Annotated in this window: 2 protein-coding genes; both read left to right on the top strand. The window is 75.9% G+C overall.

From position 1 onward, the window contains the following. Positions 1-2 precede the first annotated feature (2 nt). Entirely contained in the window at positions 3-10,688 is a 10,686-nt protein-coding gene (locus ABZ951_RS07985; protein ID WP_361279431.1) for a type I polyketide synthase, read from the top strand. Between the two features lie 57 nt (positions 10,689-10,745). Then, positions 10,746-17,243 carry a thioester reductase domain-containing protein gene (locus tag ABZ951_RS07980; RefSeq protein ID WP_344089563.1) on the top strand — a complete coding sequence of 2,166 codons (6,498 nt, stop codon included), beginning with the start codon at positions 10,746-10,748 and terminating at the stop codon, positions 17,241-17,243. Positions 17,244-17,246 lie beyond the last annotated feature (3 nt).

The following is a 17,246-nucleotide window of genomic DNA, read 5'->3' as shown; positions in this document are numbered from 1 at the left end:
ACGTGGCTGACGAAAAGGAACTCCGCGACTATCTCAAGCGGGCGATAGCCGACGCCCGTGACGCCCGCAAGCGGCTGCGCGAGGTGGAGGAGAAGGCCCAGGAGCCGATCGCCATCGTCGGCATGGCGTGCCGCTACCCCGGCGGGGTGGCCTCGCCCGAGGACCTCTGGCGCCTGGTCGCCGACGGTGTGGACGCCGTCTCCCCCTTCCCCACCAACCGCGGCTGGGACCTGGAGAACCTCTTCGACGCCGACCCCGAGGCCGGCGGCAAGAGCTACGTCCGCGAGGGCGGCTTCCTGCACGACGCGGACCTCTTCGACCCGGAGTTCTTCGGGCTGTCCCCCCGCGAGGCGCTCGCCGCCGACCCGCAGCAGCGGCTCCTCCTCCAGGCCACCTGGGAGGCCGTCGAACGCGCCGGCATCGACCCCGGCACCCTCAAGGGCACCCGCACCGGCGTGTTCACCGGCCTGATGTACCAGGACTACGGCTCCCGCCCCAACCTCCCCGCGGAGGGCTTCGAGGGCTACCTGTACAGCGGCAGCGCCGGCAGCATCGCCGCCGGCCGCCTCGCCTACACCTTCGGCCTCGAAGGCCCGGCCGTCAGCGTCGACACCGCCTGCTCCTCGTCGCTGGTGGCCATCCACCTCGCGACCAACGCGCTGCGCCGGGGCGAGTGCGACCTGGCGCTCGCCGGCGGCGCGGCCGTGATGTCCACCCCGGTGGGGTTCACCGAGTTCTCCCGGCTGCGCGGCCTGGCCCCCGACGGCCGCTGCAAGCCGTTCTCCACCACCGCCGACGGCACCGCCTGGGCCGAGGGCGTCGGCCTGCTGCTCGTCGAGCGCCTCTCGGACGCCGAGCGCAACGGCCACCACGTCCTCGCCGTCATCCGCGGCTCGGCCGTCAACCAGGACGGCGCCTCCAACGGGCTCACCGCCCCCAACGGCCCCTCGCAGGAACGGGTCATCCGCGCCGCGCTGGCCGGCGCCGGCCTGTCCACCGCCGACGTGGACGCCGTCGAGGCGCACGGCACCGGCACCCCGCTGGGCGACCCGATCGAGGCCCAGGCCCTGCTCGCCACCTACGGCCGCGACCGGCCCGCCGAGAAGCCCCTTTACCTCGGCTCGCTGAAGTCCAACACCGGCCACACCCAGGCCGCCGCCGGTGTCGGCGGCGTCATCAAGATGGTCGAGGCGCTGCGGCACCGGGTCCTGCCCAAGACCCTCCACCTGGAGGAGCCGACGCGGCACGTCGACTGGGAAGCCGGCGCCGTGGAGCTCCTCGCCGAGGCCCGGGACTGGCCGGACGTCGACCGCCCGCGCCGGGCCGCGGTGTCCGCGTTCGGCATGGGCGGCACCAACGCCCACGTCATCCTGGAACAGGCCCCCGAGGACGCCGCAGCCGCCGAGGCCGCCGAGACCCCGGAGGCTCCGGCGGCGGAGCCCGCGGGTGACCCGGTGACCCTCCCGGCGGTCCCGTGGCTGCTCTCCGCCAAGTCCCCCGCCGCCCTCACCGGCCAGGCCCGCCGCCTCCTCGCCCACCTGGAGGAGAACGACGGCCTCACCCCCCTGGACGTCGCCCACTCGCTGGTGCGCACCCGCGCCCTGCTGGAGGAGCGCGCGGTCGTCGTCGCCACCGGCCGCGACGAGGCACTGGAGCGGCTGCGGGCCCTGGCCGAGGGCACCGCCGCCCCCGGCATCGCCACCGGCAAGGCCGCGCCCGCCTCCAAGACGGCGTTCCTCTTCCCCGGCCAGGGCTCCCAGTGGGCCGGCATGGCCGTCGCCCTCATGGACACCTCACCGGTCTTCGCCGCCCGCATCGCCGAGATCTCCGCGGCCCTGCGCCCCTTCACCGACTGGACCCTGGAGGACGTGCTGCGCGGCGCCGAGGGCGCCCCGCCCTTCGAACGCGTCGACGTCGTCCAGCCGGTGCTCTTCGCCGTCATGGTGGCCCTCGCCGACCTGTGGCGCGCCCATGGCGTGCGGCCCGCCGCCGTCATCGGCCACTCCCAGGGCGAGATCGCCGCCGCCTGCGTGGCCGGGATCCTCACCCTGGAGGACGCCGCCCGCGTGGTCACCCTGCGCAGCCAGGCCATCGGCCGCGTCCTGGCCGGCCTCGGCGGCATGGTGTCCGTGCCGCTCCCCGCCGCGCAGGTCCGCGAGCGCCTCGCCCCCTGGCAGGACCGCGTCCAGGTCGCCGCCGTCAACGGCCCCTCGTCCGTGGTCGTCTCGGGCGAGACCGGGGCCCTGGACGAGCTCCTCGCCGCCTGCAAGGACGACGGCGTCCGCGCCCGCCGCATCCCCGTCGACTACGCCTCGCACTCGGCCTACGTCGAACTGCTCGAAGACGAACTCGCCACCCTCCTCGCCCCGGTGACGCCCCGTAAGGCGGAGGTCCCCTTCCTCTCCACCGTGACCGGCGCCTGGGTCGAGGGCCCCGAGCTCGACGGCGGCTACTGGTACCGCAACCTGCGGCAGACCGTGGAGCTGGAGCAGGCCGTCCGCACCCTGCTCGCCCAGGGCTTCGGCACCTTTGTCGAGGCCGGCCCGCACCCCGTGCTCGCCGTGGGCCTCCAGGAGACGATCGAGGACACGGGCCGCGACGCCGCCGTCCTCGGCACGCTCCGCCGCGACGAGGGCGGCATGGACCGCTTCTGGCTCTCCCTCGGCCAGGCGGCCTGCCGCGGCCTGACCCCCGACTGGGACACCGTCTTCGCCGGCACCGGGGCCCGCCGCGTCGACCTGCCGACCTACGCCTTCGAAGAGCAGCGGTACTGGCTCGAAGCCACCGCCGCCCCCAGCGACGCCGCCGGATTCGGCCTCACCACCGCCGGCCACCCCCTCCTCGGCGCCGCCGTCTCGCTCGCCGACCGCGACGCCTACCTCCTCACCGGACGGCTCTCCCGGCACTCCCACCCCTGGCTGGCCGACCACGCCGTCTCCGGCACCGTCCTCCTCCCGGGCACGGGCCTGCTGGAACTCGCGGTCCGCGCCGGCGAGCAGGTCGGCTGCGACCAGGTCGAGGAACTGACCCTGGCCGCGCCCCTGGTGCTCCCCGAGCGCGGCGGCCGCCGCCTCCAGGTCGCCGTCGGCGAACCCGACGCCGCCGGCCGCCGCACCCTCGACATCTACTCCAGCCCCGACGGCGAGGACGCCCAGCCGTGGGTCCCGCACGCCCACGGCGTGCTCGCCCCGGCCGCCGACGAGGCCCCCGCCGGGCTCACCGCATGGCCGCCCGCCGGGGCCGCCGAGGCCGACCTGAGCGGGCTCTACGACAAGGTCGCCACCCGCGGCTACGAGTACGGGCCGGTCTTCCAGGGCCTGCGCCGCGCCTGGACCGGCGAGAACGAGATCTTCGCCGAGGTGGCGCTCCCCGAGGACCAGCACGCCGACGCCGCCCTGTTCACCCTGCACCCGGCCCTGCTGGACGCCGCCCTGCACCCCCTGCTGCCGGGCGCGGTGACGGAGGACCGGCCCGCCCTGATGCCGTTCTCCTGGTCCGGCGTCAGCGTGTACGCGGCGGGAGCGTCCGTCCTGCGCGTCAAGCTGTCGCTGACCGGCACCGAGTCGGCCGCCCTCACCGTCGCCGACGGCGTGGGCGCCCCGGTGGCCACCGTGGCCTCCCTGGCCCTGCGCCCGCTGTCCACGGACGCCCTGCGCGACGCCGGCGCCGCGGGCCGCGACGGCCTGCTCCGCGTCGCGTGGACGGCCCTGCCGCTTACCGAGGCGAGCACCGACCCCGACAACTGGGCCGTGCTGGGCGACGGGAACCCCCTGCCGGGCACGGCGGCCCGCCGCTTCCCCGACCTCGCCGCCCTGGCCGCGGCCCTGGACGCCGGCGAGCCGGCCCCGGCCGTGGTCCTGGCACCGGCCGCCCCCGCGGACAGCACCGGCGCGCTCGCCGACCGGGCCCGCGCCGCCGTCCGGCGGACCCTGGAGCTGACCCAGGCGTGGCTGGCCGACGACCGCCTCGCCGACTCCCGGCTGGTCGTCGTCACCGAGAACGCGGTCGCCGCGGGCACCGGTGAGGACGTCACCGACCTCACCCACGCCGGCATCTGGGGCCTCCTGCGGTCCGCCCACACCGAGAACCCGGGCCGCTTCCTGCTCGTGGACCTGGACGGCGCCGCCCACGCGGCCGACCACCTCCCCGCGGCCGTCGCCGCCGCCTCGGCGTCGGGCGACGCCCAGGCCGCCGTGCGCCGGGGCGAGGTTCTGGCACCCCGCCTGGCCCGCCTCCAGCCGGTCCCGGAGACGGTGGAGGGCCCGGGCTGGGACCGGGGCACGGTGCTGATCACCGGCGCCACGGGCGCGCTGGGCGGGGTCCTGGCCCGGCACCTGGTCACCCGGCACGGCGCCCGGCACCTGCTGCTGCTGAGCCGCCGTGGCAGTGCCGCGCCCGGCGCCGCGGAGCTGGAGGCCGAACTCACCGCGCTCGGCGCCCACGTCACGCTCGCCGCCTGCGACACCGCCGACCGCGACGCGCTCGCCGCCGTCCTCGCCGGCATCCCGGCGGAGCACCCGCTGACCGCCGTGGTGCACACCGCGGGCGTCGTCGACGACGGCCTGCTCCCGGGCCTCACCGCCGAACGCCTCGACGCGGTCCTGCGCCCGAAGATCGACGCGGCCTGGCACCTCCACGACCTCACCCGCGACCTCGACCTCTCCCACTTCGTCCTCTTCTCCTCCCTCGCCGGCCTCCTGGGCAACGCCGGGCAGGCCAACTACGCGGCGGGCAACACCTTCCTGGACGCCCTCGCCGCCCACCGCACCGCCCAGGGCCTGCCCGCGACCTCCCTCGCCTGGGGCCTGTGGGAGGAGGCCAGCGCCAGCACCGGCCACCTCGACGACGTCGACCTCCAGCGCATGGCCCGCTCCGGGCTGCTGCCGCTGTCCTCCGCCGACGGCATGGCCCTCTTCGACGCCTCCGCCACCACCGGCCCCGCCGGCGACGCGGTCCTCGCGGCCACCCGGCTCGACCTCGCCGCGCTGCGCAAGCAGAGCGGCGAGCCGCTGCCGCTGCTGCGCGGCCTGGTGCCCGCCGGCCGCCGCCGCGCCGGCACCGCCGCGGCCGGCGGCTCCTCCCTGGCAGGGCAGCTCGCGGGCCTCTCCCGCGACGAGCGCGGCCGGATGCTCACCGACCTGGTGCGCACCCACGTCGCCGGGGTGCTCGGCCACTCCGGCCAGGGCACCGTCGACGCCGACCGCGCGTTCAAGGAGCTGGGCTTCGACTCGCTGACCGCGGTCGAGCTCCGCAACCGCCTCAACGCCGCCACCGGCCTCCGCCTGCCCACCACCCTCGTCTTCGACCACCCCAACCCGGGCGCGCTCGCCGCCCACCTGGGCACCCTGATCGCCGACGAGGACCCGGCGCCCGCGCGGCAGCCCGCCACGGCCGCCTCCGCGCCCACCGCCGACCCCATCGTGATCGTCGGCATGGCCTGCCGCTACCCGGGCGGCGTGTCCTCCCCGGACGACCTGTGGCGCCTGGTCGCCGACGGAGTCGACGCCGTCTCGGAGTGGCCGACCGACCGCGGCTGGGACACCGAGGCCCTCTACGCGCCCGACCGCGGCAAGCCCGGCACGTCCTACACCCGCAACGGCGGGTTCCTGCACGACGCCGACCACTTCGACCCGGAGTTCTTCGGGATGTCCCCCCGCGAGGCCCTCGCGACGGACCCCCAGCAGCGGCTGCTCCTGGAGACCGCCTGGGAAGCGGTGGAGAGCGCCGGCATCCCCGCCGCCGCCCTGCGCGGCACCCGCACCGGCGTCTTCACCGGCGTGATGTACCACGACTACGGGTCGCGGGTGCACGACATCCCCGAGGACCTGGAGGGCTACCTCCTCAGCGGCAACGCCGGCAGCGTGGCCTCCGGCCGCATCTCCTACAACTTCGGCCTCGAAGGCCCGGCGGTCAGCGTCGACACGGCCTGCTCCTCGTCCCTGGTGGCCATCCACCAGGCGGCGAACGCGCTGCGCGCCGGCGAGATCGACTTCGCGCTCGCGGGCGGTGTGACGGTGATGTCCACCCCGCTCGGCTTCGTCGAGTTCTCCCGCCAGGGCGGCCTCTCACCCGACGGCCGCTGCCGGTCCTTCTCCGACACCGCCGACGGCACCGGCTGGTCCGAAGGCGTGGGCCTGGTCCTGGTGGAGCGGCTCTCCGACGCCCGCAGGCACGGCCACCAGGTGCTCGCGGTGATCCGCGGCTCCGCCATCAACCAGGACGGCGCCTCCAACGGCATGACCGCCCCCAACGGCCCCGCGCAGGAACGGGTGATCCGGCAGGCCCTCGCCAACGCCCGGCTCAGCCCCGCCGACGTCGACGCCGTGGACGCGCACGGCACCGGCACCACCCTGGGCGACCCCATCGAGGCCCAGGCCCTCCTCGTCGCCTACGGCCAGGACCGTCCCGAGGACCGCCCCCTGTGGCTGGGGTCCCTGAAGTCCAACCTCGGCCACACCCAGGCCGCCGCCGGCGTCGGCAGCGTCATCAAGATGATCCAGGCCATGCGGCACGGAACGCTGCCCAAGACCCTGCACGTCGACGAGCCCACCACCCACGTCGACTGGGAGTCCGGCGCCGTCGAGCTGCTCACCGAGCCCAGGGAATGGCCGGCGCGGACGGGAGCGCCCCGCCGCGCGGGCATCTCCTCGTTCGGCATCAGCGGCACCAACGCCCACATGATCCTCGAACAGGCCCCCGAACCGGCGCGCCCCGACGGCCCGGTGACACCGCCCGCGGTGCCGTGGACCCTGTCCGCCAAGTCCCCCGCCGCCCTCGCCGACCAGGCACGGCGCCTGCTCGCCCGGGCCGAGGGGGACGACGCCCCGCACCCCGTGGACATCGCCTACTCGCTGGCCACCGGCCGCCAGGCACTCGACCACCGGGCGACGGTCGTCGCCGCGAACCGCGACGGCCTCCTCGCCGGACTGCGGTCACTGATCACCGGCACCCCGGCCGCCGGCACCTCCCGCGGCACCCGCGGCGACGGCCGGACGGGTTTCCTGTTCACCGGTCAGGGTGCGCAGCGGGCGGGTATGGCGGGGGAGTTGTATGCGGCGTTCCCGGTGTTCGCGGCGGCTTTTGACGCGGTGTGCGCGGAGCTGGACCCGAAGCTGGAGCGGCCGCTGGCCGAGGTGATCGCCTCGGGTGAGGGTCTGGACCGGACGGGGTTCACCCAGCCGGCGCTGTTCGCGGTCGAGGTGGCGCTGTTCCGTCTTCTGGAGTCGTGGGGGGTGCGTCCGGACTACGTGGCGGGCCACTCGATCGGCGAACTCGCCGCCGCCCACGTCGCCGGCGTGCTGACCCTGCCCGACGCCGCCGTGCTCGTGGCCGCGCGGGCCGAGCTCATGGAAGCGCTGCCGACCGGCGGCGCCATGGTCGCCGTGGAAGCGACGGAGGACGACGTCCGGCCGCTGCTGGCCGGGTTCGAGGACCGGGTGAGCATCGCCGCGGTCAACGGGCCCACCTCCCTCGTCCTCTCCGGCGACGAGGAACCCACCCTCCAGGTCGCCGCCCTGGTCGAGGCCCTCGGCCGCAAGACCAAGCGCCTCGCCGTCTCGCACGCCTTCCACTGCCCGCGCATGGACCCGATGCTGGCGGAATTCCGCGCCGTCGCCGCGACCCTGACGTACCGGGAGCCGGAGATCCCCGTGGTCTCCACCCTGACCGGCCGCCTGGCCGAGGGCGAGGACCTGCGCACCGCCGGCTACTGGGCCGACCAGGTCCGCGGCACCGTCCGCTTCGCCGACGCCACCCGGACCCTGTCCGAGCACGGCGTGACGGTCTTCGTCGAGCTCGGCCCCGACGGCGTCCTGAGCGCCCTGGTGCGCGACACCCTGGAGACCGAGAACGCCGTCCCGACCCTGCTGCGGCGCGCCGAGTCCGAGGCCGGGACGCTCGTCGCGGCCCTGGGACAGCTGCACAACCACGGGGTACCCGTCGACTGGGAGGCGTTCTTCGCCCCCACCGGCGCCCGCCGCGTCGACCTGCCCACCTACGCCTTCCAGCACCAGCGCTACTGGCTCGACGCCGGACGGGCCACCGCCGACATCGCCGAGTGGGGCATGAGCACCACCGGCCACCCGCTGCTCGGCGCGGCGGTCGCCGTCGCCGGCGGCGACGGCATGCTCTTCACCAGCCGCGTCTCCCTGGACACCCACCCCTGGCTGGCCGACCGCACCGTCCTGGGCTCCGCCGTCCTCCCGGCCTCCGCCCTCGTGGAACTGGCGATCCGGGCCGGTGACGAACTCGGCTGCACCCAGCTGGACGAGCTGTCCCTGCACACCCCCCTGGTCCTGCCCGAGGACGGCGCGGTCCGCGTCCAGGTCGCCGTCGGTGCCCCCGACGGCGAGGACCGGCGCCCCGTGACCGTCCACGCCCGCCCCGACGCCTCCACCGGCCCCTGGGCCCTGCTCGCCGAGGGCCTCCTCGGCACCGGCACCGCGGCCACCGTGCCGCCCGCCGGCGGGGAACACGCGGAGGCCACCGAGGTCCACCTGCCCGAGGAGTGCGAGGAGGAGAGCGCCCACTACGGCCTCCACCCGGCGCTCCTGGACGCCGTCGTCCACGCCCACCGGGGCACCGCGCGGGCCGGGCACGAGCTCGTCCCCGCCCGCTGGCACGGCGTGCGCCTCTACGCGGCCGGCGCCTCGTCCGTCCGGGCCCGGGTGACCGGGACCGGCGCGCACACCATCGCGGTGGAGCTCACCGACGCGGCCGGCGGCCCCGTCGCCACGGTCGACGCGGTCGAGTTCCACGAGGTGGCCCACGAGCGGTTCGCCGCTTCCCCCGGCGCCCGGCAGCACGCGCTGCTGCGCGTCGACTGGGTCCCCCTGCCCGCGGCCCCGTCCGGCGGCCCGGCCCGCTGGGGCGCTCTGGGCACCGGAGAGATCACCGGCGCGGAGCGCTTCGCCGACCTGACCGCCGCGGCCGAGGCCGCCGGGACCGTCGACGCGGTGGCCCTCCTGTGGGCGCCCGCGGACGACACCGACCCGGTCGCCGGCCTCCACACCACGGCGCGCGAAGCACTGGCACTGGTGCGGGAATGGCTGGCGGAGGAGCGGCTGGAGACCGTTCCGCTGGTGGTCGTCACCCGCGGTGGCGTGGCCGCCGCGGACGGCGAGGACGTGACGGACCTGGGCGCCGCGGCCCTGTGGGGCCTGCTGCGGTCGGCCCAGGCGGAGGCGCCCGGCCGGATCGTCCTGGCCGACGCAGGCGACGATGCCGATGCCGGGCCCGTCTCGCTCTCCGCGCTCACCGGCGTCGTCGCCTCGGGCGAGCCGCAGGCCGCGCTCCGGGACGGCCGGGTGCTGATCCCGCGCCTCGCGCGGACCACGGCCACGTCCGGTGGTGCGGCGCCTTCGTGGAGCCGTGAGGGCACGGTGCTGATCACCGGTGGTACCGGTTCGCTGGGCGCGCTCTTCGCCCGGCACCTGGTCACCGAACACGGAGTGAAGCACCTCCTGCTGACGAGCCGCCGGGGTCCGGACGCTCCCGGAGCACGCGAGCTGGAACGGGAGCTGTCCGGGCTGGGTGCCACCGTCACCGTCGCCGCGTGCGACACCGCCGACCGGGACGCGCTCGCCGCGCTCCTCGCGGCCGTCCCGGCCGATCACCCCCTCACCGGCGTCGTCCACGCCGCGGGAGTGATGGACAACGCCCTGGTGGCCGCACTGACGCCGGAGCGCCTCGACGCGGTACTGCGGCCGAAGGCCGACGCGGCGTGGCACCTGCACGAGCTCACCCGCGGCCTGGAGCTGACGCACTTCGTCCTGTTCTCCTCGGTCGCCGGCGTCATCGGCGGCGCGGGCCAGGCCAATTACGCGGCGGCCAACGCCTTCCTGGACGCCCTCGCCCAGCACCGCGCCGCCCACGGCCTCCCGGCCACCTCCCTCGCCTGGGGCCTGTGGGAGCAGGACAGCGGCATCACCGCCGGCCTGGACCGCGCCGACCGCGACCGGTTCGCCCGCGAGGGCTTCCGGCCGGTCACCGCGCAGGACGGGCCGGCCCTGATGGACGCCGCCCTCGCCCTGGGCCGCCCGGCGCTCACGGTCGTCCCGCTGGACCCGGCCGCGCTGCGCGCCCGCGACGATCTCCCGGCGCTGCTGCGGGGCCTCGTCCGGGCAGCGGCCCGGCGCGGCGCACCGGTCCCGGCGGACCAGGCGGACTCCCTCGCCCGGCGCCTCGACGGCCTGCCCCGGGCCGCCCAGCGGCAGGTGGTGCTCGCCCTCGTCCGCACCGTGGTCGCGGCGGTGCTCGGCCACGCCGACCCCGCCGCCGTGGGCCAGGACCAGCCCTTCCAGGAGCTGGGCTTCGACTCCCTGACGGCGGTGGACCTGCGCAACCGGCTCGGCAACGCCAGCGGTACCCGGCTGCCCGCCACGCTCGTCTTCGACCACCCCACCCCCGCCGCCCTCGCGGACCACCTGCTCCTCCAGGTGGCACCGCGGCCCGAGGACGAGCCCCGGCCCGTCCTGGCCGAACTCGACCGGCTGGAGGCCCTGCTGGCCTCCGCGCCCGAGGACGACCTGGACCGCAACGCGGTCTCGGTACGCCTGCAGACCCTCCTGTCCCGGCTCAACGAAGCCGGCGGGACGGCCGGGGACCGCGAAATGATCGAGATCGAGTCCTCCTCGACGGACGAGATCTTCGACTTCATCGACAACCAGCTCGGCCGCGCGTCGAACTGACCCGCTTCACCCCTTCATCGCCACCACCGTTCCACGCCGCAAGGAGATATGGGTTCCATGCCTAATGAAGAGAAGCTGGTCGAGTACCTCAAGTGGGTGACGGCTGATCTGCAGAAGGCCCGTCAGCGGCTCGCCGAGCTGGAGGCGGGCACCGAGGAGCCGGTCGCGATCGTGGGCATGGCCTGCCGCTACCCCGGCGGCGTGACCTCCGCGGACGAGCTCTGGCAGCTCGTCCTGGACGGGGGCGACGCGATCTCGGAGTGGCCCACCGACCGCGGCTGGGACATCGACGGCCTGTACGACCCGGAGCCCGGCAAGCCCGGCCGGTCGTACACCCGCGAGGGCGGCTTCCTCGACGGCGCGACCCGGTTCGACGCGGGATTCTTCGGCATCTCCCCGCGCGAGGCGCTCTCGATGGACCCCCAGCAGCGGGTGCTGCTGGAAACCGCCTGGGAGGTCCTCGAACAGGCGGGCATCGACGCGGCGGAGCTGAGGGGCAGCCGCACCGGCGTCTTCGTCGGCGCCGTCGAGGAGAGCTACCTCGGGCTCAACGCCCCCGAGGAGTTCGAGGGCTACCTCATGACCGGCAAGCTCGGCAGCGTCGCCTCCGGGCGCATCGCCTACAGCCTCGGCCTGGAGGGCCCGGCGGTGACGATCGACACCGCCTGCTCCTCGTCGCTGGTGGCGCTGCACCTCGCGGTGCAGTCGGTGCGCTCGGGCGAGTCGACGCTGGCCCTGGCCGGCGGGGCCACGGTCAACGGCGACCCGGGCGGCTTCGTGGACTTCTCCCGCCAGCGCGGCCTCGCCGCCGACGGGCGGATCAAGTCCTTCTCCGCGGCGGCCGACGGCACGTCCTGGGCCGAGGGCGTGGGCCTGGTCCTGGTCGAGAAGCTCTCCGACGCACAGCGCAACGGCCACCGCGTGCTCGCGGTGGTCCGCGGCTCGGCCGTCAACCAGGACGGTGCCTCCAACGGCCTGACCGCCCCCAACGGCCCGTCGCAGGAGCGGGTGATCCGGCAGGCGCTCGCCAACGCCCGGCTCACCCCCGCCGACGTCGACGCCGTCGAGGCCCACGGCACCGGCACCCGCCTCGGCGACCCCATCGAGGCGCAGGCCCTCCTGGCCACCTACGGGCAGGGCCGCCCGGAGGACCGGCCGCTGCTGCTCGGCTCGATGAAGTCCAACATCGGCCACACCGTCGCCGCGGCCGGTGTCGGCGGCGTCATCAAGATGATCCAGGCCATGCGGCACGGCGTCCTGCCCCGGACCCTGCACCTGGACGAGCCCACGCCGTTCGTCGACTGGGACTCCGGCGCCGTCGAGCTCCTCACCGAGACGACGCGGTGGCCGTCGACCGACGCCCCGCGCCGGGCCGCGGTGTCCTCCTTCGGCGTGAGCGGCACCAACGCCCACGTCATCCTCGAACAGGCCCCCGAGGCCGTTCCCGAGGAGAGGGACACCGCCGGCCGGGTGGCACTGCCCGCGATTCCGTGGCTGCTGTCGGCCAAGTCCGCCGAGGCCCTCGCCGCCCAGGCGCGCCGGCTGCTGGACCGGCTGACGGAGAGCGGCCCGGACCCCCTGGACGTCGCCTTCTCCCTGGCCACCAGCCGGACGGCCCTGGAACACCGGGCCGTGGCCGTCGGCCGCGACCGCGACGACCTGGCCGCGGCGCTGGAGGCCCTCTCCCGCGGGGAGACGGCACCGTCCGTCGCGCTGGGCAACGCCGCCCGGCCGGGCCGGACGGGTTTCCTGTTCACCGGTCAGGGTGCGCAGCGGGCGGGTATGGCGGGGGAGTTGTACGCGGCGTTCCCCGTGTTCGCGGCGGCTTTTGACGCGGTGTGCGCGGAGCTGGACCCGAAGCTGGAGCGGCCGCTGGCCGAGGTGATCGCCTCGGGTGAGGGTCTGGACCGGACGGGGTTCACCCAGCCGGCGCTGTTCGCGGTGGAGGTGGCGCTGTTCCGTCTTCTGGAGTCGTGGGGGGTGCGTCCGGACTATGTGGCGGGTCACTCGATCGGCGAACTCGCCGCCGCCCACGTCGCCGGCGTGATGTCGCTCGCGGACGCCTGTGCCCTGGTGGCCGCGCGGGCGAAGCTGATGGAGGCGCTGCCGACCGGTGGCGCCATGGTCGCGGTACAGGCGACCGAGGAGGAGGTCCGGCCGCTGCTGGCCGGGTTCGAGGACCGGGTGAGCATCGCCGCGGTCAACGGGCCCACCTCCGTCGTCCTCTCCGGCGACGAGGACGCCACCACGGAACTGGCCGCCCGGCTGCGCGACCAGGGCCGCAAGACCAAGCGCCTCGCCGTCTCGCACGCCTTCCACTCGCCGCGCATGGACCCGATGCTGGCGGAATTCCGCGCCGTCGCCGCGACCCTGACGTACCGGGAGCCGGAGATCCCCGTGGTCTCCACCCTGACCGGCCGCCTGGCCGAGGGCGAGGACCTGCGCACCGCCGGCTACTGGGCCGACCAGGTCCGCGGCACCGTCCGCTTCGCCGACGCCGTCCGCACCCTGGAGGCCGAAGGCGCCACCTTCCTGCTGGAAATCGGCCCGGACGGCGTCCTGTCCGCCCTCGCCGCCGAGGCCACCGGAGCCACGGCGGCCGCCGGCGGCACGACCGCCGTCACCGCGCTGCCCGCCCTGCGCGCCGGCCGCCCCGAGGTCGACACCCTCATCACCGCGCTCGGGCAGCTGCACAACCACGGCGTCCCCGTCGACTGGCGGGCCTTCTTCGCCCCCACCGGCGCCCGCCGCGTGGACCTGCCCACCTACGCCTTCCAGCAGCAGCGCTACTGGCTCGACCCCGCGCAGACCCCGGACGGCGCCGCCGGCCTCGGCCTGGAGTCGGCCGGCCACCCGCTGCTGGGCGCGGCCATCGCCCTCGCGGGCGCCGACGAGGCGCTGTTCACCAGCCGCGTCTCGCTGCGCACCCACCCCTGGACCGCCGACCACCGCGTCCACGGCGTCCCCGTCCTCCCCGCGGCCGCGCTCGTCGAACTCGCCGTCCGCGCGGGCGACGAGCTCGGCTGCACCGCCCTGGAGACCCTCACCGTCACCAGGCCGCTGGTCCTCCCGGAGCGGGGCGCGGTCCGCGTCCAGGTCGCCGTCGGCGCCCCCGACGGCGAGGACCGGCGCCCCGTGACCGTCCACGCCCGCCCCGACGACTCCACCGGCCCGTGGACCCTGCACGCCCGGGGACGGCTCGGCTCCGGCGGCCCCGCCGCCTTCGACCTGCTCCAGTGGCCGCCCGCCGACGCCGTCGAGACCGCGGCCGAAGACGCCTACGAGCGGCTCACCGGGGCCGGCCTGTCCTGCGGCCCGGCGTTCCGGGGGCTGACCCACGTGTGGCGGCGCGACGACGAGATCTTCGCCGAGGTGCGGCTGCCCGAGCCCGCCCAGGCGGACGCCGCGGCCTTCGGCCTCCACCCGGCCCTGCTGGACGCCGCCCTGCACGCCGCCCTCCCGGACCCCGCGGGCACCACCCCCGAGCCCGCGGCGCGCCTCGCCGCCCAGTGGGACGGACTGCGCCTGTACGCCACCGGGGCGTCGGTCCTGCGCGTCCGGCTGACCCCCGCCGCCGACGGCACCCTGTCCGTACGGCTGGCCGACGGCAGCGGCCAGCCAGTCGCCTCCGTCGACTCCCTGGCCCTGCGCCCGGTCTCCGCCGGCGAGCTCGGCGACGTCCGCACCCGCCCGCAGGACTCGCTGTTCCACGTCGGCTGGAACCCCCTCCCCGTGCCCCGCCCGGAAAGCGGGACCCGCTGGGCCCTCCTGGGCTCCGGCGAGGACGTCGCGGGGGAGCGGTTCCCCACCGTGGCCGCCGTCGGCGACGCCGTCGCCGCGGGCACCCCCGTCGACGCCGTCCTGCTGCGGGCCGAACCCGCGGACCCGCGGGACCTCACCGCCTCGGTGCACACCCGCGCCCACCACATGCTCGCGCTCGTGCAGGAGTGGCTGGCGGAGGAGCGGCTGGAGACCGTTCCGCTGGTCGTGGCCACCCGCGGTGGTGTGGCCGCCCTGGACGGCGAGGACGTGACGGACCTGGGCGCCGCGGCCCTGTGGGGCCTGCTGCGGTCGGCCCAGGGCGAGGCCCCCGGCCGCATCGTCCTCACCGACCTGGACGCCGCCGGCCTCCTCGGCTCCGTCCTCGCCTCGGGCGAGCCGCAGACCGCGGTCCGGGACGGCAGGGTGCTGATCCCGCGCCTCGCCCGGACCACGGCGGAACCCCAGGACACGGCGGCACCGTGGAGCCGTGAGGGCACCGTGCTGATCACCGGTGGTACCGGTTCGCTCGGCGCGCTCTTCGCCCGGCACCTGATCACCGAACACGGCGTGACCCGCCTGCTGCTGACGAGCCGCCGGGGTCCGGGCGCCCCCGGGGCCGAGGACCTGCGGCAGGAGCTGTCCGGCCTGGGTGCCACCGTCACCGTCGCCGCGTGCGACACCGCCGATCGGGACGCGCTCGCCGCGCTCCTCGCGACCGTCCCGGCCGACCACCCCCTCACCGGCGTCGTCCACGCCGCCGGCGTCCTCGACGACGGCCTGATCTCCGCGCTGACACCCGAGCGGCTCTCCGCCGTGCTGCGGCCGAAGGCCGACGCGGCGTGGCACCTGCACGAGCTCACCCGCGGCCTGGAGCTGACGCACTTCGTCCTCTTCTCCTCCGTCGCCGGCGTCATCGGCGGCCCCGGCCAGGGCAACTACGCGGCGGCCAACGCCTTCCTCGACGCCCTCGCCCAGCACCGCGCCGCCCACGGTCTCCCGGCCACCTCCCTCGCCTGGGGCCTGTGGCAACAGGAGCGCGGCATGAGCGAACACCTGGAAGAGGCGGACCTCCAGCGCATCGCCCGCTCCGGCCTCCTGCCGATCGCCCAGGACCGGGGCCCCGCCCTCATGGACGCCGCCGTCACCGCCGACCGCGCCGCGGCCGTCGTCACCCCCATGGACGTCGCGGCCCTGCGCGCCCACCGCACCCAGGCCCCCCTCGTCCTCACCGGCCTGATCCGCAACCCCCTGCGCCGCACCGCGCAGAACACCGACACCGGGCCCGGCTCCCTCGCCCAGCGGCTCGCCGGAGCCGACGAGGCGGAACAGCACCGGCTGGTCCTCGACCTGGTCCGGGCCGAGATGGCCCACGTCCTCGGGCACACCGACCCCACGGGCGGCGCCATCGCCGCCGACCAGCCCTTCCCCGCCCTGGGCTTCGACTCGCTGACGTCCGTCGAACTCCGCAACCGGCTGGGCGAGGCCGTCGGCACCCGGCTGCCCGCCACCCTCGTCTTCGACCACCCCACCCCCGCCGCCCTCGCCGCCTTCCTGCGGGCCGGCCTGCTGGACGGCCCGGCCGCCGCCTCCCCCCGGGGCGACGTCGACTTCCGGGCCGAGGTCCGGCTCGCCGACGACATCCGGCCGGCCGCCGAGGTCGTGCGCGTGGCGGAGAACCCGGCGGAGGTCCTGCTGACCGGAGCCACCGGCTTCCTCGGCGCCTTCCTCCTGCGCGACCTCATGCGGACGACCGACGCCACCATCCACTGCCTGGTGCGCGGGGCGGACGAGGAACAGGCGCGGGACCGGCTCCGGCAGAACATGGAGTGGTACCGGATCTGGGACGACGTCGACCCCGCCCGCCTGAAGGTCGTCGTCGGTGACCTCGGCCGGCCCCGGCTCGGGCTGACCGAGGACGCCTTCGACGCCCTCGCCCGCTCCGTCGACGTGATCCACCACGCCGGCGCCACCGTCCACTGGCTCCACCCGTACACCGAGCTCAAGGCCGCCAACGTCGGCGGCACCGAGGAGATCCTGCGGCTGGCCGCCCGCCACCGCACCGTCCCCGTCCACTACGTGTCCACCGTCGGCGTGTTCGCCGGCGCGGTCACCGAGGGCGTGCCCCTGAAGGTCGACGACCTGACCGGGCCGGCCGAGATCCTCCCCACCGGCTACGTGCAGAGCAAGTGGGTGGCCGAACAGGTCATCCGCCTGGCCCAGGACCGCGGCCTGCCGGTGTCCGTCTACCGCGTCGACGTCATCTCCGGAGACCAGGAGAGCGGCGCCTGCCAGACCCGCGACTTCGTCTGGCTGAGCCTCAAGGGCCTCCTCCAGGCCGGCGCCGTCCCCGACACCCTCGCGGGCTCCGTCCACGCCGTGCCCGTGGACTACGTCAGCGCCGCCCTCCTCGCCCTCGCCCGGCAGGACCGGGCCGTCGGCCGCACGTTCCACCTCTACAACCAGAGCGCCCTGACCTTCGCGGAATTCGCCGACCACCTGCGCAGCTTCGGCTACGCCCTCGGCGAGCTCGACTGGAACACCTGGAGCGCCCTGGTGAGGTCGGACGCGGAGAACGCGATGAACCCGCTCCTCGACGCGTTCGAGGTCATGGTCTCCGACAGCGGCTCCTTCTACCCGCCGTTCGACACCTCCCTGACGGAGGAGGCACTCGAAGGCACCGGGGTCGTCTGCCCGGAGCTGACGAAGGAACTCTTCGCCAAGTACGTCGACTTCTTCGTCGACGCCGGCTGGTTCCCCGCCCCGGCGACCCCCCAGGAGGTGACGGCGCCGTGACCA

The sequence above is a fragment of the Streptomyces sp. NPDC046215 genome, assembly GCF_040646215.1.
In the GTDB taxonomy this organism is placed as follows: Bacteria; Actinomycetota; Actinomycetes; order Streptomycetales; family Streptomycetaceae; genus Streptomyces; species Streptomyces stramineus.
Note: the sequence above shows the minus strand (reverse complement) of the source record. Positions and strands in the feature narration are given on the sequence as shown.

What these genes read in the sequence shown, in the direction of transcription:
- ABZ951_RS07980 (WP_344089563.1), top strand. Translation starts at nt 10,746, where the DNA reads ATGCCTAATGAAGAGAAGCTGGTCGAGTACCTCAAGTGGGTGACGGCT.